General features: G+C 69.4%; 19 protein-coding genes. 6 read left to right on the top strand and 13 right to left on the bottom strand.

From position 1 onward, the window contains the following. Positions 1-15: 15 nt before the first annotated feature. The 3 genes from ACFXGJ_RS14900 to ACFXGJ_RS14890 all read left to right on the top strand — a co-directional run bounded on the left by ACFXGJ_RS14900 (position 16) and on the right by ACFXGJ_RS14890 (position 3,420). Complete coding sequence (locus ACFXGJ_RS14900) at positions 16-810, top strand: LLM class F420-dependent oxidoreductase (protein ID WP_378621122.1); 795 nt, start codon at positions 16-18, stop codon at positions 808-810. Between the two features lie 64 nt (positions 811-874). Beyond that, the gene (locus ACFXGJ_RS14895; RefSeq protein ID WP_378621120.1) at positions 875-2,677 is read left to right on the top strand and encodes an ABC transporter substrate-binding protein/permease; all 1,803 of its coding nucleotides are present in this window, start codon (positions 875-877) and stop codon (positions 2,675-2,677) included. Between the two features lie 2 nt (positions 2,678-2,679). Continuing rightward, positions 2,680-3,420, top strand: coding sequence for an amino acid ABC transporter ATP-binding protein (locus ACFXGJ_RS14890; protein ID WP_378621117.1), 741 nt, complete (start codon positions 2,680-2,682; stop codon positions 3,418-3,420). Between the two features lie 62 nt (positions 3,421-3,482). Here ACFXGJ_RS14890 and ACFXGJ_RS14885 read toward each other — a convergent pair whose 3' ends face one another. The 7 genes from ACFXGJ_RS14885 to ACFXGJ_RS14855 all read right to left on the bottom strand — a co-directional run bounded on the left by ACFXGJ_RS14885 (position 3,483) and on the right by ACFXGJ_RS14855 (position 12,189). Continuing rightward, the gene (locus tag ACFXGJ_RS14885) at positions 3,483-4,223 is read right to left on the bottom strand and encodes a glycoside hydrolase family 25 protein (protein ID WP_378621113.1); all 741 of its coding nucleotides are present in this window, start codon (positions 4,221-4,223) and stop codon (positions 3,483-3,485) included. An 88-nt stretch (positions 4,224-4,311) separates the two neighbouring features. After that, on the bottom strand, positions 4,312-5,187 hold the full coding sequence (locus ACFXGJ_RS14880) for a TIGR03619 family F420-dependent LLM class oxidoreductase (protein WP_378621110.1): 876 nt from the start codon (positions 5,185-5,187) through the stop codon (positions 4,312-4,314). 132 nt (positions 5,188-5,319) lie between these two features. Then, positions 5,320-6,660: an amylo-alpha-1,6-glucosidase gene (locus ACFXGJ_RS14875; protein WP_378621107.1), complete on the bottom strand. Its 1,341-nt coding sequence runs from the start codon at positions 6,658-6,660 to the stop codon at positions 5,320-5,322. A 72-nt stretch (positions 6,661-6,732) separates the two neighbouring features. Continuing rightward, positions 6,733-7,017: a hypothetical protein gene (locus ACFXGJ_RS14870; protein ID WP_378621104.1), complete on the bottom strand. Its 285-nt coding sequence runs from the start codon at positions 7,015-7,017 to the stop codon at positions 6,733-6,735. 140 nt (positions 7,018-7,157) lie between these two features. Next, complete coding sequence (locus ACFXGJ_RS14865) at positions 7,158-7,553, bottom strand: hypothetical protein (protein WP_378621101.1); 396 nt, start codon at positions 7,551-7,553, stop codon at positions 7,158-7,160. 111 nt (positions 7,554-7,664) lie between these two features. Beyond that, positions 7,665-7,877: a molybdopterin-binding protein gene (locus tag ACFXGJ_RS14860; protein WP_378621097.1), complete on the bottom strand. Its 213-nt coding sequence runs from the start codon at positions 7,875-7,877 to the stop codon at positions 7,665-7,667. Positions 7,878-7,950: 73 nt separating this feature from the next. Next, positions 7,951-12,189 (bottom strand): molybdopterin-dependent oxidoreductase, encoded by a 4,239-nt coding sequence (locus tag ACFXGJ_RS14855; protein ID WP_378621094.1) that lies wholly within the window; start codon positions 12,187-12,189, stop codon positions 7,951-7,953. A 205-nt stretch (positions 12,190-12,394) separates the two neighbouring features. Between ACFXGJ_RS14855 and ACFXGJ_RS14850 the strand changes: the two genes are divergently transcribed. Genes ACFXGJ_RS14850 through ACFXGJ_RS14840 form a run of 3 tightly spaced genes read left to right on the top strand, consistent with a single transcriptional unit; the run spans position 12,395 to position 14,835 of the window. Continuing rightward, the gene (locus ACFXGJ_RS14850; RefSeq protein ID WP_378621092.1) at positions 12,395-13,363 is read left to right on the top strand and encodes an ATP-binding cassette domain-containing protein; all 969 of its coding nucleotides are present in this window, start codon (positions 12,395-12,397) and stop codon (positions 13,361-13,363) included. After that, the gene (locus ACFXGJ_RS14845; protein ID WP_378621090.1) at positions 13,360-14,148 is read left to right on the top strand and encodes an ABC transporter permease; all 789 of its coding nucleotides are present in this window, start codon (positions 13,360-13,362) and stop codon (positions 14,146-14,148) included. The genes ACFXGJ_RS14850 and ACFXGJ_RS14845 overlap by 4 nt, the downstream gene beginning before the upstream one ends. 9 nt (positions 14,149-14,157) lie before the next feature. Beyond that, the gene (locus ACFXGJ_RS14840) at positions 14,158-14,835 is read left to right on the top strand and encodes an SDR family oxidoreductase (protein WP_378621061.1); all 678 of its coding nucleotides are present in this window, start codon (positions 14,158-14,160) and stop codon (positions 14,833-14,835) included. 10 nt (positions 14,836-14,845) lie between these two features. Here the strand turns inward: ACFXGJ_RS14840 and ACFXGJ_RS14835 are convergent, their stop codons facing one another. The 6 genes from ACFXGJ_RS14835 to ACFXGJ_RS14810 all read right to left on the bottom strand — a co-directional run bounded on the left by ACFXGJ_RS14835 (position 14,846) and on the right by ACFXGJ_RS14810 (position 21,873). After that, on the bottom strand, positions 14,846-16,180 hold the full coding sequence (locus tag ACFXGJ_RS14835; protein ID WP_378621059.1) for a lipase family protein: 1,335 nt from the start codon (positions 16,178-16,180) through the stop codon (positions 14,846-14,848). Between the two features lie 49 nt (positions 16,181-16,229). Continuing rightward, on the bottom strand, positions 16,230-17,825 hold the full coding sequence (locus ACFXGJ_RS14830) for a GMC oxidoreductase (protein WP_378621056.1): 1,596 nt from the start codon (positions 17,823-17,825) through the stop codon (positions 16,230-16,232). A 152-nt stretch (positions 17,826-17,977) separates the two neighbouring features. Beyond that, positions 17,978-18,559 (bottom strand): TetR/AcrR family transcriptional regulator, encoded by a 582-nt coding sequence (locus ACFXGJ_RS14825; RefSeq protein WP_378621052.1) that lies wholly within the window; start codon positions 18,557-18,559, stop codon positions 17,978-17,980. A gap of 65 nt (positions 18,560-18,624) precedes the next feature. Next, the gene (locus ACFXGJ_RS14820) at positions 18,625-19,797 is read right to left on the bottom strand and encodes an NADH:flavin oxidoreductase (protein WP_378621049.1); all 1,173 of its coding nucleotides are present in this window, start codon (positions 19,795-19,797) and stop codon (positions 18,625-18,627) included. Positions 19,798-20,170: 373 nt separating this feature from the next. Continuing rightward, positions 20,171-20,890, bottom strand: coding sequence for a PaaI family thioesterase (locus tag ACFXGJ_RS14815; RefSeq protein ID WP_378621045.1), 720 nt, complete (start codon positions 20,888-20,890; stop codon positions 20,171-20,173). A 119-nt stretch (positions 20,891-21,009) separates the two neighbouring features. Beyond that, a complete protein-coding gene (locus ACFXGJ_RS14810; RefSeq protein ID WP_378621042.1) occupies positions 21,010-21,873 on the bottom strand; it encodes an alpha/beta fold hydrolase in 864 nt (287 codons plus the stop codon). Positions 21,874-22,026: the final 153 nt, after the last annotated feature.

The following is a 22,026-nucleotide window of genomic DNA, read 5'->3' as shown; positions in this document are numbered from 1 at the left end:
AGTCAAGGAGTGCAGATGACCCACGGATTTCGCATCGGCGTCCAGCTCCAGCCCCAACAGGCGCCCGACTACCGCCTGATCCGCGACGCGGTGCTGCGGTCCGAGGAGGCGGGAGTCGACATCGTCTTCACCTGGGACCACTTCTATCCGCTCTACGGCGACCCGAACGGCGCCCACTTCGAGTGCTGGACGATGCTCGGGGCCTTTGCCGAGCAGACCGAGCGGGTGGAGATCGGCGCGCTGGTCAGCGGCGGCGGCTACCGGAACCCGGACCTGCTCGCGGACATGGCCCGCACGGTCGACCACATCAGCGGGGGGCGGCTGATCCTCGGCATCGGGGCCGGCTGGTTCGAGAAGGACTACGACGAGTACGGCTACCAGTTCGGCACCGCGGGGCACCGCCTGAAGCTGCTCGCCGAGAACCTGTCCCGGATCTCGGCGCGGCTCGGCAAGCTCAACCCGGCGCCGACCCGGCACATCCCGATCCTCATCGGCGGCGGCGGCGAACGGAAGACGCTGCGCCTTGTCGCCGAGTACGCGGACGTGTGGCACAGCTTCGCCGACCTCGAGGCGTTGCGACACAAGTCGGGGGTGCTGGCCGACCACTGCGCGGCCGTCGGCCGCGAACCCGCGCGGATCGAGCGGTCGGTCGCCTGGCCCGGCCCGGAGGCCGCACAGGACTTCCTCGACGCGGGCGTCACCCTGTTCACCGTCGGCACCGGCGGGCCCGACTACGACCTCTCGACGGTCCACGAGGCGCTGCGCTGGCGCGCGGACCGGCTGCCCGAGCCGATCGAGGGCCTGGCCTGACCGGCCTTCACCGAACCGAAACGGTTCCCCGGTCCCGGCCCCTGGCGCCGCTAGGCTCCTCTGCATGGTTCGTCCACATGTCGTGAAGGGTCGGGTGCTCGTCGCCCTGCTGGCGCTGCTCGCGTTGACGCTGACCGGGTGCGGTGGCGACGACTCGGCCACCTCGGCCACCGACCTGTGCGCCCCGCCCGGCGTCGGCAGCGCCTCCGCCGTACCCACCAACCTGGACGCGGCCGCCGCCGCGGCCGCGGAGGATCGGTACACCACGCCGAGCACGAAGCCGCTGGACCAGATCGACGTCGGCGCGCTCGGCCTGGCCACCCCGGGCAAGCTCAGCGTCGGGACCCTGTCCGACGCCCCGCCGAGCATCTGCGTCGATTCCTCGGGCACCTTCACCGGCTACGACAACGAGCTGCTCAAGGCCGTCGCCGCCAAGCTCGGCCTGGAGATCGAGTTCTCCGGCACCGAATTCGCCGGTCTGCTCTCCCAGGTGGCGAACAAGCGCTTCGACGTCGGATCGTCCTCGATCACCACCACCGACGAGCGGCGCAAGACGGTCGGCTTCACCAACGGCTACGACTTCGGCTACTTCTCCCTCGTCGCTCCCAACGGCGGCACCGTCAAGGGTTTCTCCGACCTCAACGCGAGCACCCGGATCGGGGTGGTGCAGGGCACCGTCCAGGACGACTACGTCGTCAACACGCTGAAGCTGGACCCGGTGAAGTTCCCCGACTACAACACCGCGTACGCGAACCTGAAGTCGGGACAGATCGACGCCTGGGTGGCCCCGTCCCAGCAGGCCGAGGGCGCGATCAAGCCGGGCGACGGCACCTCCATCGTGCAGAACACCTTCAGCCTCAACAACTTCGTGGGCTGGGCGGTGAACAAGGGCAATCAGCCGCTCACCGACGCACTCAACTCCGGACTGGACGCCGTGATCGCGGACGGCACCTGGTCGCGGCTGTACTCGGAGTGGGTGCCGCGGCAGCTGCCCGCCGGCTGGAAGCCAGGCAGCAAGGCCGCGCCGGCGCCCCAGCTGCCCGACTTCGCGGCGATCGCCGCGCAGAACGCGCAGCAGAACCCGACCGGCGAGCAGGCGGCACAGAAGTCGACGCTCGCGCAGCTGGGCGACACCTTCTTCGACTGGGACCTCTACCGCAAGGCGATCCCCGACCTGTTCAAGACCGGCCTGCCGAACACGGTGATCCTCGCCCTGACCTCCGGGGTGGTCGGCACGGTGCTCGGCATGCTGCTGGCGGTCGCGGGCATCTCCCGCACGCGGTGGCTGCGCTGGCCTGCCCGGGTCTACACCGACATCTTCCGCGGCCTGCCCGCCGTGGTCATCATCCTCATCGTCGGCCTCGGCGTCGGACCGGTGGTCAAGGGCCTGACCGGCAACAATCCGTACTGGCTCGGCGCCGCGGCGCTGGCGCTGCTCGCGGCGGCGTACATCGGCGAGATCTTCCGCTCCGGCATCCAGAGCGTGGAACCGGGTCAGCTCGAGGCCGCGCGGGCGATCGGGTTCAGCCACCGCCGCGCAATGAACCTGGTGGTCATCCCGCAGGGTGTGCGGCGGGTGCTGCCCGCGTTGATGAACCAGTTCATCTCGCTGATCAAGGACTCCTCACTGATCTACTTCCTCGGACTGCTCGCGACGCAGCGTGAGCTGTTCGCCGTGGGGCGCGATCTGAACGCCCAGACCGGCAACCTCTCGCCGCTGGTCGCGGCCGGCCTGTTCTACCTGGTGCTGACCATTCCGCTGACCCACCTGGTGAACTACATCGACAAGCGGCTGCGGACCGGCAAGGCGGACACCTCGGGCACGCTCGATCCGCTCGAACAAGCCATCGTCGTGGAGAGGGGATAGCGGTGACCACTGCCGTCACGTCCGGTTCGCTCACCGGCACCGACCTGCACCTGTCGTTCGGGAAGAACAAGGTGTTGCGCGGGGTCGACATTCACGTCGACGCCGGCGCGACCACCTCGGTGATCGGTCCGTCCGGGTCCGGCAAGTCGACCCTGCTGCGGGTGCTCAACCGCCTGCACGAGCCCGAACAGGGCGACATCCTCATCGACGGGCGGTCGGTGCTCACCGACAACCCCGACCAGCTGCGGCAGCGAATCGGCATGGTGTTCCAGCATTTCAACCTCTTCCCGCACCGCACCGTGCTCGACAACGTCGCGCTCGGGCCCCGCAAGCTCCGCGGACTGTCCAAGGAGCAGGCCCGCGAGGCGGCGCTCGAGCAGCTCGAACTGGTCGGGTTGCGGCAGAAGGCCGAGTCCCGGCCCGCGAACCTGTCCGGCGGGCAGCAACAGCGGGTGGCGATCGCCCGCGCGCTGGCCATGAAGCCGGAGATCATGTTCTTCGACGAGGCCACCTCGGCGCTGGACCCGGAGCTGGTCAAGGGCGTGCTCGCGCTGATGGCCGACCTGGCCTCCACCGGCATGTCGATGATCGTGGTGACACACGAAATGGGTTTCGCCCGAACGGTTTCCGACACCGTGGTCTTCATGGACCGCGGGGTGGTCGTGGAGACCGGCAAGCCGGACGCGCTGTTCGACGACCCGCAGACCGAACGGCTGCAGGCGTTCCTCTCCCAGGTGCTGTAGCCGCTTCGCCGCTCAGACCTCGGGCGTCGGGTTCGGGCGGGCGCAGCGGCCCGCCCGATCGGTCAGCTACCGAACGGATTCGAGAAGTTCTCGATCGACCCCAGCCTGCCGCTGTAGATGTTGAGGTCGACGTTGCCGTTGACGCCGGGAATCCGGGCGGTGCTGGTGTACTGCCAGAACGTCCAGTCGCGCCAGCCGCCGGGCAGCGGGCCGGGCGCGTTCTGCCCGTTGTAGTCGGCGATCCAGAGCGGGTAGTTGGCGAACTGGTTGGTGTTGGCCATCGCGGTACGCCAGAAGTTCGGGTACGTGTAGATGATCGGCTGTCGACCGGTCAGCGCCTGCACCGAGTTGAGGAAGCGGTGGGTCCAGTCGATGACCGCCGCCGGGGGCAGACCCTTGGCGTCCTCGAGGTCGAGCACCGGCGGCAGGCCGCCGCTGACGATCGGGAACGCGGTGCTCGCGAAGAATGCGGCCTGCGCCTCGGGCGACTGCCGGACGTCGGCGTAGTGGTAGGCGCCGCGGACGACCCCGGCGGCCCGCATCCCGATACCGTCCTGGATGAAGAATGGGTTGACGTAGCTCAACCCCTCAGTCGCCTTGACCATCGCGAAGTCGTGGCCGGCCCGGCGGACCGCGAACCAGTCGATGCCCGACCCGCCCGGGTGCTGCCAGGACGCCACGTCCGGACCGCGCACGGGCTCCGCGCCCGCCACCCCGGGCACGCCGAGGACGAAGGCCCCGGCCAGCAGCAGCGGGGCGAGTCGGGTCACTTTTCGAATACGAGCACGGCGCGGCGACGTCATCGCCCGAGACTAAACCGATACCTGATTCGCGGCAACGAAACTGCGCATGAACGTTGCACCGAGCCGGGTCGAGGGCCGCGGCCGCCGGTCACGCGCTCTTGGCGATCACCGACTCGGCGTAGTTCGTCAGGGCCGCGATCTTGTCCGCCAGCGGTTCGGTGTCGAGGCCCATGCCGTAGGGGTCGCGGAAACCGACGATCACGTCCGTGACGCCCTTGTCCTCGAGGCGCTTGATCCCGTCGAGCGTGTAGGCGTCCGGCGAGATCACGTGAATCTCGAACGGACTGTCCGCCTTGCCCTCCTCCTGCCGAATCCGCTGCAGCTTGGCGAGCAGGCCGTCGAGTTCCTCGTCGCCGCCGCCGGCATGCATCCATCCGTCGCCACGCACCACCGCGCGCCGCAGCGCCGCGTCGCTGTGTCCACCGACGAGGATCGGAATGGGCTCACTGGGAACCGGGTTCACCTTGATGGCGGGCAGGTCGTAGATCTCGCCGTGGTACTCGAAGTACTCGCCGCTCACCAGACCCCGCAGGATGTCGATCGCCTCGTTCGTCCGCTTGCCCCGTCGCTCCCAGGGCACCCCCAGGACCTCGAAGTCGTCCGGCCACGGGCTCAGGCCGACGCCGAGGCTCAGCCTGTTGTTCGTCAGGCGGGCGATCGAGCTCGCCTGCTTGGCGACCAGCACCGGGGGACGGATCGGCAGCTTGAGCACGAAGGTGGTGAAGCGCAGCGTGGTCGTCGCCACGCCGAGCGCGGTGGCAAGGATGAACGCCTCGACGAACGGCTTGTTCTCGAGGAATTCCCGGCTGCCGTCCGGCGTGTAGGGGTAGACCGAGTCGGATTCCTTGGGATAGCAGACGCTGTCCGCAATGGACATGCCGTGGAAGCCGGCCTCCTCTGCCGCCCGCGCGAGTGGCACGTAGAAATCCGGGTCGATCATGGACTCCGCGTAGGTAAATCGCACTTCCTGCTCCTTCGCCGCTGCTGCTGCCGATGTGGTCTAGGTCATACCTGACCGGACGTGCGGAGCTCGGCGAACCCTCCGTCCCGCCCAGCGAGACGAATTGACGGTTCGGGCGATCGCCGTCGCCTCGGTTCACCCGAGCCAGTCGAGGACCGAGGCCGCCGTCCACGACTGCTGCATGCTGCCGAGCGGCTCGCCGGTGAACGGCTCGTAGTACTCGGCGAAGCTGCCGTCGCTGGCCTGGCGAAGCCCCTCACTACGCAGGTGCCGCGCCCGCTCGGCCCAACCGCGCCGGGCGAACACCCAGGAGAACAGCCACGTCATCACCGGCCACACCGGCCCTCGCCAGTACTCCCGCGGCCGAAAGTCGCCGGACACCGGCGAGGTCGAGGGCGGCACCGCGTACCGAAGGTCCGGGTGGCCGCAGAAGCGCGGCCCCTCGAAGGTCCGCACGAGGGCGCGTTCGGTCTCGCGGTCGAGGCCGCCGCACAGCAGTGGCGCGAACATCGCCAGTGTCTCGGTGGCGATCCAGTGCCCGGTGCGCAGGTCGAAGTCCCGCGCCGCACCGGAACGAGGATCGGTGGTCGCGACCACCCCGGCGCGGAAGCGGGCGGCCCACTCGTGCAGGTCGCGCACGTCCGAACGCGGCGCCGCGTGCTCCTCCCCGATGGTCGCGAGCACCTCGCAGGCGAGCGAGAAGATCGCGCTGACGAAGACGTCCTCGACGGCGAAGCTCATCTCGCCGACGAGTTTCGCGTCGTCGTAACGGACCGCCTTCATCTCCTCGAGCAGCCACAGGTACCGGTCGTACTCGCCGTCGGTGGGCCGCTGCGTCGGGTCGAGGACGACGGCGGTGTCCTCGCGGCGATACGCGGGAACCGGCCCGGCGACGACGTTGGCGTAGGCGGCGTCCCACCGCGGCGAGTTGTCCATGCCCGATTCCCAGCCGTGGTAGAGCGTCAGCCGGCCCGACTGGTTCGGATCGCGGGCCTCCGCGAGCCACCGGTGCCAGCGCACCAGATCGGTCCAGCGGCGGTCGAGGAACTCCTCGGCGACCGCGCGGGTGCTGCGGCCGTGCCTGCGAGAGTGGTCGAGGATGCGCTGCACGGCGATCGCGTGCACGGGCGGCTGGGTGATGCCGGAGGTGCGAGGCAAGGCGGGCGCCGCGGCGGCCAACTCGGAACAGGCCCAGCGGTCCGGGCCGGGGAAGTAGCCGTCGACCCCACAGGCGAAGACGATGTGCGGGATCATCCCGTTGCTCCACTGGGCGTCGAGCAGGGTGTCGAGTTCGACGACGGCCCGCTCGACGCTGAGCGGCGCCAGGCCGACCGCGACGAAGGCCGCGTCCCAGCTCCACATGTGCGGGTACAGCCGTGGCGCGGCGCTGGTCATCGTGCCCAGGTCGTTGCCCCGCAGCAGGTACGCGGCGCGTGCCGCGAGTTGCGTCGGGATGAATCCGGGGTCGGCGGGCATGCCCCTAGTCTGCGTCCCCGCCGCGCGATCCGCCGCCCGGCGGGGCTGCGCGCGGCGAGAACGCGACGCGGGTCACCCCGCCTTGCGTGCGACCTCGTCCGAGGAGCGGAACACCAGCCGCCCGTCGTCAAGCTTGATCGCCCACCGTCGCGCGTGCGCCCAGTCCCGGCCGTAGTCGGCGTCGTCACCCACCAGGGTGGCGGCGAAGTCGTCGACGATCACCCCTGGCTGCTCGGAGGCCTCGCCGTCCGGCAGAACCGAATCGGCGCTCGTCACCACCTGGTCCCCGACCGCCAGCGGCTTCGCCTCGGGTTCGGGGCTCGCCGCCTTCTTGTCCTTGTCCTTGCCAGATCCCATAGCTCGCGACTTCCTTCCTGATCGGTAGCCCAGCCGGGTCGTCGCGACGACCTCGTCCGTGGCACCGAGGTGGCACCAGTCTCGTAACTAGAATGTAGCTGACGTTGTACCGCTGCGCCGACCGTGGCCGCGGCGGCGCCCTATCCACTGCCGTGCCTCACTGTCGTGAGGGTGGTCAGGACCTTGTCGGTCGTCGCGGTGCGGGCAAAGCTCGTCATCGCGGGCACGCGGCGGCACGCAACCGATGTCGAGAACGTGAACTCGCGGGGCCCGTCGGGTCCGTGAATCCGCCCGGACCGGGACTGACCGACCCCTCCGAAGGGCAGGGACGGGACGGCCTCGAACGCGATCGCGGTCGGCCGAATCAGCTTCTCGCCCACCGGGTCCGGACCACCCACGACCGCCCGACCGCCGCGCTCGCCGGCATCGAGGACGTGCCTGCGCACCACCGCGGACTGGGTCGGTATCGTCATCGGGCCGATCCACGCGTCCGGACGGGTGCCCGCCCGCACCCTTCCGTTGTCCTGTTCGGCCACGGCTCTCCTCGGCGTCGACGGAGGACGCAGCCAGTGACGTGCGTCGCACCGCGTGTCCAGTCTAGGAACACAACGGGCCGCGCCACAGGCTTACGACCACGTGTGTCCGCGTCAGTCGACCGCGAGCATGACCTCCGTCGACTTCACCAGGACGGTGGTCGGGGTGCCCACAGCCAGGCCGAGCTCCTCGACGGCCTCCCTGGTGATCGAGGCCGTGACGATCTGGTCGCCTCCGTCGAGGCGAACCTTCACCGTCGCCATCACGGCACCGACGGTCACCTCCGTGACGGTTCCGGCGAGCTGGTTTCGGGTGGACAGGCGCATCGCGTATACCTCCGAGTGGCCAACTGACTGTGCTGACGGACCGAGACTACCCACGGTGTGGTTCGGGTCGCTGTCAGTAGACGTCGCGCACGTAGCGTTTCTCGGCGGCCAGTGCCTTGACGTAGGCCTCGGCGCTGCGCGGGGCCAGTTTGCCGTGCTCGGCGACGACGCCGCAGAGCGCCTGGTCGACGTCCTTGGCCATCCGGTTCGCGTCGCCGCAGACGTAGAAGTGCGCGCCGTTCTGCAGCCACTCCCAGACCAATGCGCCCCGTTCCCGCATCCGGTCCTGGACGTAGACCTTCTCGGACTGATCTCGGGAGAACGCGACGTCGAGTTCGGTGAGGAAGCCGTCCTTGCGAAGTTCCTCGATCTCCTCGCGGTAGTAGAAGTCTGTGGCGGCGTGCTGTTCGCCGAAGAACAGCCAGTTCGGTCCGGTGTGCCCCAGCGCGCGTCGTTCGTGCAGGAAGGCGCGGAACGGTGCGATGCCGGTGCCCGGCCCGACCATGATCATCGGGGTCTTGGAATCGGCCGGGGGCCGGAAGTGGCGGGACTTCTGCACGAAGATGCCGATGTCGTCGTCCTCGGCGTGGTCGGCGAGGTAGGTCGAGCACACCCCGCGCCGCGGGACACCGACGACGTTGTAGCGGACGGCCGACACCGTCAACTGCACCTCGCGGGGGTTCTCCTTCGGACTGGACGAGATCGAGTACAGCCGCGGCGCAAGGGGTTTGAGAACGGTGAGCCATTCGTCGACCGAGGCGTGGACGGGGGACCGGTCGAGCAGGTCGAGGGATTGACGGCCCCACGACCAGTCGTCGAGTAGCGACTTGTTCTCGGGCTTCATCAGTTCGGCGAGTTCGTCGTCGCGGGTGCGTTCGTGAACGAAGCGGAGTAGGTCAGCGGTGATGCGGGTGATCTCGAGGCGTTCGACGAGTGCGCGGCGCAACGTCATCGGGCCGTGGTCGGCGATTTCGACCGCCGCGTCGCCGTCGAGGCCTGTGGCGCTGAGCCATTCGTCGACGAAGGGCGTGCTGTTGCGCGGCCAGACACCGAGCGCGTCACCGGCCTCGTAGTCGAGGGTTCCTTCGGGGAGATGGAAACCGAACTGCCGCACGTCTTTCGTCGATCCGGGCAGCGAGAGCGTGACATTGCGCGACAGGGAAGTGATCAGTGGCGCCTTCTTGCCGTACGGCGTTCCGGCAGCCGACGGCTCCGCTGTGGGCGGTGCGGTGACGGTGGTCGCCGGGCCGTCGCCGGCCCCGGAACCAACGAGGACGGGTGCGGCCCGGAGGGCGTCGGTCACGGCTGCGAGCCATGCGGCGGCGGTGTCGTCGTAGTCGGGTTCGCAGTCCACCCGCTCGAGGATGCGGGTGGCGCCGAGTTCGCTCAGCCGGACGTCGAGGGTGCGACCGTGACCGCAGAAGTCGTCGTAGTTGGAGTCGCCGAACGCGAGCACGGCATAGCGGGTGCCGGCGAGCTGCGGGGCGGTGTCCCCGGTCAGCGCGTCCCACAGGCCCGCGCCGTTGTCCGGCGCATCGCCGTCCCCGTAGGTGCTGGTGATCACCAGCAGTTCCCGCGTGCCCGCGAGGTCCGCGGCGGGCAACTCGTCCATGCCGCGGAGCACGGCCGGCAGTCCCGACTCCGCCAGTGCGGCCGCGCAGGTGGTCGCGAACTCCTCGGCGTTTCCGGTCTGCGATGCCCAGAGCACCAGGACGGGCGCGCGCTCGCCGGCGGGTTCGTCGCTCGGCTCGGGACCGACGGGCCCATTGGCGAGAACGCCGCTCGGCAGCGTGACGGGGACGCCGCCGCCGGGGATCGGGCTGCGGGAGAACAGTCCGGCCAGGACGCCGTCCACCCACGCACGGGTGCCGGGGTCGAACGGGGCGCTCGCGGGCAGCGCCGGTACTCCGGGGGCACGGCGTCCGGCATCGGTCCGCAGCGCCGCGAGCAGTCCGGCGAGGTACCGGCGCTCGACCGGGCCCAGGTCGAGGCCGGGTTCGTCGGCCACGCCGAGGATGTCGGCGAGGGTGTCGAGTTGGGACACGCTGATCTCCTGCGTCGAGGGCTCCGCGGCGGAGATCGCCACGGTGGCCGGCGCTTCCGCGGTGTCGGTGGTCGGTTCGTCGGTGACGGCGACCTTGGTGAGAGTGACTGCGCAGGCCTTGAATTCGGGTTGCTGTGAGACGGGGTCGACGGCGTCGTTGGTGACGGCGTTGATCGCCAGGTACTCACCGAAGGCGTCGTTCCAGTGGAACGGGGCGAAGCAGGTTCCCGGTCGCACGCGGTCGGTGACCACGGCCGGCAGGACGGCCCGGCCGCGGCGGGACGCCACCTCGATCGGATCCTCGTCCGCGACACCGAGGCGCTGCGCGTCGTCGGGGTGGATCTCGACGAACGGGCCGGGGTTGAGCTTGCCCAGCTTGGCGACCTTGCCGGTCTTGGTCATGGTGTGCCACTGATGCGCGAGCCGGCCGGTGTTGAGCAGGAACGGGAAGTCGTCGTCGGGCATCTCGGCGGGCAGCATGTGCGGGCGGGCGAAGAACACGGCGCGCCCACTCGGAGTCGGAAACGCCAGCCCCGGGGTGGTGCCGTCGTCGCGGACGAGCAGCGTCTGGCTGACACCGTCGTTGAGGTAGCGGATCGGGTGACGGTCGGTGCCGGACCCGGGCGGGCACGGCCACTGGATCGGGGTCTCGCGCAGCCGCTCGTAGCTGACACCGCGCAGGTCGTACCCGGTGCGGGGATTCCAGAACTGTTTGATCTCCTCGAACACCTCCTCCGCCGACGCATAGGTGAAGGCGTCCGCGTAGCCCATCGCGCAGGCGATCCGGGCGATGATCTGCCAGTCCGGGAGGGCCTGCCCGACCGGGTCGAGGGCCTGCTGGAACAGGGTGAGATTGCGTTCGGAGTTGATCATCACCCCGTCCGACTCGGTCCACACGGCCGCGGGCAGCAGGATGTCGGCGTAGTCGTTGGTCTCGGTCTCGAGGAACGCGTCCTGGGTCACGACCAGTTCGGCTCGCTCGAGGCCGGCGAGGACGGTCTTGCGGTTGGCCACCGTGGCAACGGGATTGGTGCAGATGATCCAGCACGCCTTGATCTCGCCGTCCGCCATCCGGGAGAACATGTCGATCGTGCCGCCGCCGATCTCGGTGCGCAGTGTCCCGCGCGGAATGTTCCAGTGGTCCTCGACGAACTCCCGGTCGGCGTCGGACGTCACGGCCCGCTGACCGGGTAGGCCCGGCCCCATGTAGCCCATTTCCCGGCCGCCCATCGCGTTCGGCTGCCCGGTGAGCGAGAACGGCCCGCTGCCGGGCTTGCAGATCGCGCCGGTCGCCAGATGCAGGTTGCAGATCGCGTTGGTGTTCCAGGTGCCGTGGGTGCTCTGGTTGAGCCCCATCGTCCAGCAGCTCATCCAGTTGCCGGCCTCGCCGATCCACTGCGCCGCGGTGCGGATGTCGGCTTCGGGGATGCCGGTGATCTCGGCGACCCGGCCCGGGGTGAACTCGGCGAGGAACTCGGGCATCGCATCCCAGCCCTCGGTGAACTCGGCGATGAAGCCGGGGTCGGTGTGCCCGTTCGCCACGATCAGGTGCAGCAGTCCGTTGAGCAGTGCGAGGTCGGTACCGGGCGCGATCTGCAGGAACAGGTCGGCCTTGTCGGCGGTCGCGCTGCGCCGGGGGTCGACGACGATCAGCTTCGCGCCTGCCTTGACCCGGTCCATCATCCGCAGGAACAGGATCGGGTGACAGTCGGCCATGTTGGCGCCCGTCACGAAGAAGACGTCGGCGTGATCGAAGTCCTGGTACGACCCGGGCGGGCCGTCGGCGCCGAGCGACTGCTTGTACCCGGTTCCGGCGCTGGCCATGCACAGCCGCGAGTTCGATTCGATCTGGTTGGTGCCGATGAAGCCCTTGGCCAGCTTGTTCGACAGGTACTGGGCCTCGAGCGACATCTGCCCCGAGACGTAGAGCGCGACGGCGTCGGGGCCGTGCTCGTCGACGATCGCCCGCAACCGCCGCGCGGTCTCGGTGACGACGGCGTCCATGTCGGCGGCCTCGATCGGGGCGCCACGTTCCGGCCGCCGGTGGGCGGACTCCATGCGACCGGGTCCGGCGAGCATGTCGGCGGTGGTCGCGCCCTTGGTGCACAGCCGCCCGAAGTTCGTGGGATGGGCCTTGCGACCCGACGACTTCGCGGCCCGGCGGCGCCCGGTCTCCGGGTCGGTGGTGATCTCGAGAACCAGCCCACACCCCACCCCGCAGTAGGCGCACACTGTGTCCACGCTGGTGGTATCGGATCCAACACCCACGGTTCGCCTCTCCTCCGGTCGGTGACTCAAGGGGCCGGTTCCGATCATGGAGCACGGGTATTTCCGAATCTTGGATCGGATGTTTCGGCCTGATGACGGTCCCTTCTCCGCCGTACCGGGTCGCGAGTGCGCAGCCGGAAACGTCGGTGCCGCGCGCGACTCGTACGGGCGAGCGGATGTCGGTGGTCCTGCCTAGGGTGAGCCCATGAGCACCCCCGCCATGATCAACGTCACGGGTCTCGCGCGCACCTTCGCCACCAAGACCGGTCCGGTCGAGGCGGTCAAGGGCATCGACTTCGAGGTCCGGGAGGGCGAGATCCTCGGCCTGCTCGGACCCAACGGCGCGGGCAAGACCACCACCCTTCGCATGATCAGCACCCTGATCGAGCCCACCGCGGGCGACGCCGTCGTCTCCGGGGCCGACCTGCTGCGCAACCCGCGGCTGGTGCGGTCCCGGATCGGCTATGTCGCACAGGGCGGTGCGACGCACGACGAGGAACTGGTCATCGACGAACTGGTTCTGCAGGCCAGGCTGTTCGGGTTGAGCAAGTCGTCGGCGGTCGCGAACGCAGAGGCGCTGCTGCACACGCTGGACCTGGACGGCCTCGGCAGACGCAAGTGCAAACAACTCTCCGGCGGCCAACGCAGGCGCGTCGACATCGCGCTGGGCCTTGTGCACCAGCCCAATCTCATCTACCTCGACGAACCGACCACCGGCCTCGACCCGCAGAGCCGGGCGAACCTGTGGGATCACATCCGGTCGCTGCGCGAGCGCGGCACCACGATCGTGCTCACCACCCACTACCTGGACGAGGCCGACGCGCTGTGCGACCGGATCCTGGTGATGGACCACGGGGAGATCGTCGCCGAGGGGACGCCGGACGAGCTCAAGCGGCGCATCTCCGGCGACGTGATCAGCCTCGAGATCACCCCCGAACTGGCCGCCCGCGCGGTCGAGGTTGCCGACTGCACCCTCGACCTCCGCTCCCAGCTCACCGAGGGTCACCTCGTGCACCTGACCGTCGAGAAGGGCGACGCCGCCGTGGTCCCGCTGCTGCACGCGCTACAGGCGGCCGGCATCGTGCCCGGGTCGCTGACCGTCAAACGTCCGAGCCTCGACGACGTGTTCCTCACCGTCACCGGCCGGTCGCTCAGGGATGGAGACCAGGGATGACACTGACCGATACCTTCCCCGTCACGTCGACCGCTCGAGAGACCGGCCTGATCTTCTGGTCGCACCTGCGGGCGAGCCTGCGGAACCCGCTGTGGGTGTTGATCGGGCTGAGCCAACCGATCCTGTACCTGGTGCTGTTCGGCCCTCTGCTCGAGGGCGTCGGCGGCTCGGTCGGCGCGGGCACCGATCCGTGGCTGGTGTTCACTCCCGGTCTGATCATCCAGATCGGCCTGTTCGGGTCGATGTTCGCCGGCTTCTCCATGGTCTACGAGCTGCGCGCCGGGATCATCGAGCGGCAACGGGTGACGCCGGCCAGCCGGTCGGCGCTGCTGCTCGGGCGGGTGCTCAAGGACATGGTGGTGCTGATGGTGCAGGCGACCATCCTGGTGCTGGTCGCGGTGCTGCTGTTCGACCTGCGGCCCAACGTCCTCGGATTCGTGCTCACACTCGTCCTGGTCGCGATCATCGCCGCGGGCATGTCCTCGGCCTCGTACGCGCTGGCGTTGGCGACCCGGTCGGAGGATTCGCTGGCCTCGGTGCTGAACATGGTTTCGGTTCCACTGCTGCTGCTCTCGGGCATCCTGCTGCCGATGACCCTCGGCCCGGGATGGCTGCAGACGCTGGCGCGGCTCAATCCCCTCTCGCACACCGTCGACGCGGCCCGGGCGCTGTTCCGGGGCGATTTCGGGTCGTCGGACGTGTACATCGGGACCGCCGTCACCGTGGTGCTCGCGGTGGTGCTCGCCGCGATCGGGGCCCGGACGTTCGCGAAGGAGAATGCGTAGGGTCGACGCATGCGACCGACTGCACTGATCACCGGGGCCAGTCGCGGCCTCGGCGCCGCCATTGCCCGCGAACTGGCCCCCGGCCACGACCTCGTGCTCGGTGCCCGGAATTCCCAGGCGCTGCAACCGATCCTGGCCGAGTTGCCCGGGTCCCGCGGGTGGCCGGTAGACCTGACCGACTACCCGGCGGTCGCCGATGCCGCCGCGGGGATCGAACGGCTCGACGTGCTCGTGCACAACGCCGGAATCGCGGATCTGGGCACCGTCGCCGAGACCGGCGTCGACACATGGCGCCGAACGCTCGAGGCCAACGTGATCGCGGTGGCGGAGCTGACCCGACTGCTGCTGCCCGCCCTGCGGGCATCGAACGGTCATGTGGTGCTGATCAATTCGGGTGCGGGACTGCGCGCGAACCCCGGCTGGGGCGCCTACGCGGCGAGCAAGTTCGCGTTGCGCGCGTTCGGCGACGCGCTGCGCCACGAGGAACCGGCGCTGCGTGTTACCTCCATCCACCCCGGCCGGATCGCGACCGACATGCAGCAGGCCATCGTCGCGACCGAGGGCGGCGAGTACGACCCCGACCAGTTCCTCACCCCCGAGACGGTCGCCGTCGCCGTCCGGCAGGCGGTCGAGACGGCGCGGGACGCCCACCCGACTGAGATCGTGCTGCGTCCGATCGCGCGGTAGGAGCCGGTTGTCAGGTCAATTCGCAGCCCTGGCCGATCGGAACGCCGTTCAACCGGTCGAGAATGTACGAGACCGCGCCGTTCGTTCGAAGGCCGTCGATCAGCTCGGGACCGAAATGATTGACGAAGGTCGTGCCCGGCGCGACGGGCGGTAGGTCATTGGTGCGGAAGGTGACGGCCGCACCCCGGTCGCACCAGTCGACGGCCAGTTGGCGGGCCTGACCGTAGGGGACTGTGTCGTCGTTGCGGCCGCTGGTGACCAGTACCGGCGCGCTCGGCGCGAGAGTGCCCAGCCGTTGCTCGCGGAGGACGCGGATCGCCTCGGGTGCGCCGCGCAGGTTGTCCAGCAGCGACCGACCGTCCCTGGTGTACGCGTTGGTCCGCAGGAAGGGCTGCCGGGCCATGACGTCGGCGATGCACTCGGTGCCGAGTTCGCCGAGCACCGCCAGTCCTGCGGGCGTGAGGCGTTCGTGGACTGTCCTGTCGAGTTCGGGATTGCGTGCGACGAACCCGTTGATCGCGAAGCCGATGGCGCCGCCGATGAGATTTCCGTCGATCTGTGCCAGCACCTCTTCCAGGTCGGCGGTCGGCCCGCCCGCCCAGGTGCCCTTCAGATTCAGCTCGGGAGCGTAGGAGGCTGCCAGTTCCGCCGCGGCTCCGGTGGCCCCGCCTCCCTGCGAATACCCCCACAGCGCAACGGGTGTCGACGCGCCGCCACCGCCGAGATCGTTGGCGGCCCGGGCCGCGTCGAGGACGGCGTGTGCCTGCTCGACCCTGTTGGCATAGGTGTGGATGCCCGGGGTGCCGAGTCCGATGTAGTCGGTGACGAAGACCCGCGCACCCAGCGCGGTCCACACACCCGCGGACACCGCTTCCTGGTTGGCGGACAACGACGGCGGACCGGCGGTCGCGTACATCCCCGTGGAGAAGGCACGCGACATCGCACATTGGTCACCCTGACCGGCCGTGCCGGGGGCGATGACCACGGTCGGGCGTGGCCCCGTCCCGCGCCACGGGTGATTCCCCTCGACGAAGGTGCCCGTCACAGCGGTCGGCGAGCCGTCCTGCAGGCGGGAGGTGTACATGACGCGCTGCGCCGCGGCCGGCCAGCTTCCGTCGCCGCCGGGTGCCGAGGCGAACAACGGCATCGCCTCCGTGCGGAGGATCGCTCCCGGGGTCGACGTCAGGCGGGCCGGAGGGGAGTAGAAGTCCGCATCCTGCTCGGCGAGAGCGGTGCCCGACCCGGCGAGAACGGATACGGCTGTGGCGCAGACGATCAGCGCGGCTGCCGCGGACTTCGTCAGATGCCGGAACGGGACGTGGACGCGGCGGGGGGAGTTGGTCATGGCGTGCTTTCCGCTCGGTTCGTCGGGGTGCGGGGGTTCGGGGTGCGGGTCAGATCACCGGGCCGACATCACGCGCGACGATGCGGTCCAGCGCGCGCTCGGCGACCGCGGCGATCGTCATGGACGGGTTGCACGCGGCGGTGTTGCCCGGCATGAGCGCGCCGTCGAGGACGTACAGCCCCGGCTGGCCGTGCATGCGGCCCTCGAGGTCACACACCGAACCCATGGATGCGCCACCGAGCGGGTGCCACGTCGAGGGGAACACCGCGTTGGTGTCAGTGAGCACGCTCGTCGGGCCGGCGATTGCACGGACCGTCGGGGCGATGTGTCCGTTCTGAATGGCCCAGTCGCCCTCCCTCGGCCACCGCAGCACCGCGGCGTCGGCCGCCGAGTCGTACTCGAACCTGCCGCGCCCGTCGCTGACGCCGTAGCCGACCAGCATGGTGCTTCGCACGTCCACGGAGAGCGACGGAATCGAGGCCTGGATGACGGTGTGGGCGTTGGACGGGTCGTCCCAGTTCAGGCTGCCGTACACGACCGGCCCACCCTGGGTGGCGCCGAACTCCCGTTCGGGGTTCGTCCACACGTAGATGCGGTCGGCGTTGGTGCCCCAGCCCTCGCCGAGACCGTCGGGCATATCGGGGATCCGGCCCTGCGCCGCGGCCCGCACCAGCAGTCTGGTGGTGTTCAGGCTGCCCGCGGCCATCACCAGCGCCTTCGTGGTGAGGATCTTGTTCTCGAGCACCCTGCCCGCGGTGTCGATCCGCTCGACGTGCACCGTCCACCGTCCGTCCGATGCCCGCTCGACGTCGGTGACCTGATGCAGGGTCTGCACCGTGACCCGGCCGGTGGCTTCGGCCGCGGCGAGGTAGGTGACGTCGACAGAGTGCTTACCGCCGTTGTTGACCCCGAGCGCGCCGTCCCCGTTGGTGTACGAGGGCTTCATGGCGCCGCGGACCTCGTCGAGGGCGAAGTTCCAGTCGATCGGCATCGGGATCTTCGACAGCGGCAGCCCGGCACGCCGCACGTTCTCCGCGAAGATGCGCGGCGCGCGGTAGCTCGGGCTGTCGACCAGTTGGTCCGGCGCAACGGCGAGTTGGAGCATGCGGGCAACCCGGGGGTAGTGGACCCGGTCCATCGTCGCCCAGTCGAGTTCCTGCGGGAGGTGCGCGTTGAACACGGCCTCCGAGGGTTGCAGGCTCATGCCCTGATAGATCAGCGAACCGCCGCCGACACCCGCCGCGCACAGTGCCGTCATGTTCTCGCCCGGAACCGCCTCGATCAGGCCGGTGTAGGGCTCGAAGGCGACCGGCGTGCCGAACAGCTGCGGCGCGGACCGGTACCAGAGGATGCGCTTGTCCGGCGCGGTGGGATGCGGGAAAGTCTCCGCGTTCGGCCCTGTGGGCCAACGCATTCCACGTTCGAGCACGAGTACCGGCACCCCCGCCTCGGCCAGGCGCAGTGCCGTCACACCGCCGCCGAAGCCCGATCCGACCACGATCACCCGGTGCTCCCCACGGGTCACCGGAACGGCTCCGACTCGGGCCGCAATCCCGTTGGCGGCCTGGGCGGGCCGCGATGTCGCCAGCGCGATTCCCGCGGCGGCGGTACCGGCGAGAAAGGACCGGCGGTTGATCTCGGACACAGCAGTTCCCCCAGTTCTCGGACACGATCAGCTCGACGAACGATCGGTCTGGCCACCCGACGTGGGCCGGGCGACCAGACGAGTCAGGCAGGCGGAGTGATCCGACTCACTCCCAAGAGCGAGCTAAAACTAGACACTGGTGTCCGAATGTGTCAAGAACTCGCGTCGGGCGCGGCGCCCGGCCAGGTGCCGGGCATCATCGCCGGTTTCAGCCAGCGGGCGAGGAACGCGCGCAGATCGGCGTCGGTACGGACGGCTTCGTCCTCGAAGAGGATCACCGAGATGCCGAGGCGAAGCGCGATCTCGACGACGTCGTCCAGGCTCGGCTGAAGGCTCGGCACCCGCTCACCGAGCGGCGAGAGTAGTTCCCGGGCAATGGGTCTGGCGCGCTCGATCATGCCCGCGTCGAACAGCGGGTTGCCGTGCTCCGCCTCGAGCAGGGTGGTCAGCACCGGATGGTCACGGACGGCGGCGCGGCCGGCGACGATGAGTTCGGCGACGTACTCGAAGGCCGAGTCGACCGCGTCGAGCCGGGCGCGGATGTCCCCCAGTACCTGGACGACCAGCCCGGACACCGCCTGCGAGACGAGTTCCTCCCGCGTGCCGAAGATCGAGTAGACGGTCTGCCGGGTGACGCCCGCGCCCTGGGCCACCGCTGCGACGGTGACCCCCCCGTAGCCGGCACTCTCGATCAGCTCGAGGGTGGCGTTCAAGATCTTGTTCCGTGACCGCACACAGCCATTATCGGGCAGCCGCGGTCACGGACCCCGCCACGGGTGATCCGTTTCCGGTGGATTTCCTAGGCGGGTTCGACGAGCACGCAGCGGGCGCCGCTGAAGATCGTCGGCATGCACCGGTTGTTGTGGTCGCACAGCGAGCGGGTGCCCCGATCCGCGGCGATCTTGTTGACCAGGTCCGGCTCGCGCAGCAGCGCCCGGGCCATGGCCACGAACTCGAAGCCCTCCGCCATCGCGGTGTCCATGCCCTCCCGGTCCGTGACCCCGCCGAGCAGTACCAGCGGCATCGTCACCGCGGCGCGGATCAGGCGGGCCTGCTCGAGCATGAACAGCGGGGTGTACGGGTACTCGCGGATGAACTTCTTGCCGACCAGTTGCACGCCGAGCTTGATCGGCTGCGGCATCGCCTCGGCGAACTCGCGGATCGGCGCATCGCCCTTGAACAGGTACATCGGGTTGAGCAGCGAACTGCCCATGGTCAGCTCGAGCGCGTCGAGGCTGCCGTCCGCCTCGAGCCACTGCGCCACCTGGATCGCCTCGTCCACCCGGAAGCCGCCGGGCACCCCGTCGTCCATGTTGAGCTTGGCCAGGATCGCGATCTTGCCGCCCACCGCCTCGCGGACGGCGCGCGCCGTCTCGAGCACGATCCGGGCCCGGTTCTCCAGCGAACCACCGTAGGAGTCCTTGCGGTGGTTGAGTTTCGGGCTCAGGAACGAGCTGGCGAAGTAGTTGTGCCCGAAGTGGATCTCGACGGCGTCGAAGCCGCCCTCGACGGCGAGCTTCGCGGCGTTGCCGTGTGCGGCGGTGATCCGGGCGATGTCCTCGGCGGTAGCGCTGCGAACCGTCTTCATGCTCATCGGGTTGAACGAACGCGACGGCGCCAAGGCGGGGAACCCGGTGGACTTCTGGTTCGCGACCGGACCCGCGTGCCCCAGCTGCGCGGAGGCCGCGGCACCCTCCGCATGGATCGCGTCGGTCAGCCGACGTAGTCCGGGAACGACCTCGGGACGCATCCACAGCTGGCCGTACTCGGTGCGCCCCTCCGGCGCGACCGCACAGTAGGCGACGGTGGACATGCCGACCCCGCCCGCGGCCGGTCGACGGTGGAAATCGATCAGCTCGTCTGTGACCAGCGCGTTCGGTGTCCTGCCCTCGAAGGTCGCGGACTTGATGATGCGATTGCGCAGCGTCAACGGGCCGAGCGAGGCGGGAGCGAGTACATCGGGACTGGTCACGGTTCATCCTCCGATACGGGTTTGGCCGATGGTAGGGCGCGCACGAGCCGGCCGGTCCGGAACCGACCGCTGAACGGGAGACTGCGCCCGCCGAACTCAGGAGCAGCGGTATAGCGCGGCCCCGGACCACCCGACCCGACGGTGAGGAACCCGCGGCGAACCCGCGGACGGGCGCCGGCACCGGTACCGATCCCGCGCGGTGAGGCGGCCCCGAGGGACGCCCGCCGGGGGCGCGAGGGCGGACGACGGCGCGCGCGCAAGGGCGGAACCATCGGCTCCCGGTACCGAGATATCGACGAGATCGCTTGATATGCAATGGATTCCGGAGGTCCCGTGCCCGCCCGGGTGTCCCGGTGAGGGCGGTGGGCCGGCGTCAGAACCCGTCGGGCGCCGGCTGACCGATCGTCGACGGCTCCTGGCTACGCACCCACTTCGGGAGAATGAAGATTCCCTCGGCCTCCACGCAGACACCGTCGGCGTCGGCGATGTGGCCGACCACGAAGGTCTTGACCCCCTCGACACGGTCGATCCGGGCCTCGGCATGCAGGTCGCCGAGCGGGGTGGGCCTGCGGTAGCGCAGGGTCAGGGTGCCGGTCATGCCCGGAGCTCCGCCCATCTCCGCGGCAGAACCGAGGACCTGGTCGAGGATGAGCGCGGACACCCCGCCGTGGGTGAGCCCGGCGGGGCCCTCGTACTGCGAGCCGAGGTGGAAGTCGCACCACGCCCGTCCGTCCGGATCGTGGCCCAGCACCAGCGGCGGCGCGACCGCATTGCGCAGTCCGGCCGCGGCGTTGCCCCAGGCCCGCTTCTGGCCCGACGCACCCCAGCGGACGCCGTACGGCCCGGGGTTCATGCGCTTGCGCAGGATCTGCTTGGCCGCCTCGAGGTTCTCCTGTGCGGCGCGCAGGTCGGCGAGGTCCTCGACCTCGGTCAGCAGCGCGATCTCGATCAGCTCCCGGACGCTGTCGGTCAGCGGTCCGTACAGGTCCTTCTGCCTCGCGACGTCCTCGTCGGACATCCCGTCCTGGACATAGAGCGACTTTTGGCGGGCGGTCGAATCGGTCACGGTGGCCTCACTCGTACTGGAAGTCATGTGCACTCTACATACGGCCCCGAACCCGGCCCGCCGCCGACAAACCGAACGGGGGCTCACGGCTCGTTCTCGGACCGAGAATGAGCCGCGAACCCCCGTTCAACGCATGCGAGGCGCTGTTATGCCTTCCGGAGCAGGAAGCTCAGGACCGCCGCCTCGAAGGCTTCCTTCTGCTCGATCATGGCCCAGTGCCCGCAGTTCGGGAACACGTGCAGCTCCGCGTTCGGAATGGTCCGCATCGGGATCAGCGCCATGTCCAGCGGGCTGACCCGGTCGTCGCGACCCCAGGTGAGCAGCGTGGGCGCCTGCACCTTGTGCATCATCGCCCACGGCGGCGGCGCGTCGGAGGCCTCCATGGCCTTGACCATCATCGAGAAGGCCGCCTTGCTGTACATCCGGCGCGCGCTCTCGAGGGTGGCCGGATCGGTGGCCTGCGTCCAGCGCTCCTCGATCAGCTCCTCGGTCACCATCGCCGGGTCGTAGACCATCGAGTACAGCCACTGGATCAGGCGCTCGCGGCTCGGCTCCTCGGTGAACTCCTGCAGCAGCTTGATGCCCTCACCCGGGCCGGGGCTGAAGATGTTCTTGCCGATGCCGCCGATGGTCACCAGCCGGCGCACCTTGTCGGGACGGGCGATGGCGTAGTTGATGGCGACGCCGCCGCCCATCGAGTTGCCGATGATGTCGACGCTGTCGAGCCCGAGCGCGTCGACGAACTTCGCCACCGCGTCGAGGGCGGTGACCATCGGGTGGCCACCGAAGTCGTCACTGACGCCGAAGCCGGGGAACTCGAGGACCAGACAACGGAAGTGCTCGGCGAAGACCCCGAGGTTGCCGCGGAAGTTGCGCCAACCGGTCACACCGGGGCCCGAGCCGTGCAGCAACAGCAGCGGGGGACCGTCGCCCGCCTCGTGATAGCGCAGGACGCCCTGTTCGGTGGTGATCTCCCGAAGAGTGCCTTCGTAACTCAGGTCCGATGTCATCGCATGCCTCCGTCTCACGAAGCGGTGCCTCAGCCCGCCGATTTACCCACAACGGTCCCACTACCGCCGCCCGGCTCCCAGATGCCGTTCCGGTCAGTGGGCAGATCCGATTCCCCCGACATGGGTGAAGGGACCCAGCATTCGGTCTGACCG

The sequence above is a fragment of the Rhodococcus sp. NPDC059234 genome (assembly GCF_042754225.1).
Taxonomy (GTDB): Bacteria; Actinomycetota; Actinomycetes; order Mycobacteriales; family Mycobacteriaceae; genus Rhodococcus_G.
This window is presented reverse-complemented; position numbering and strand designations above follow the sequence as displayed.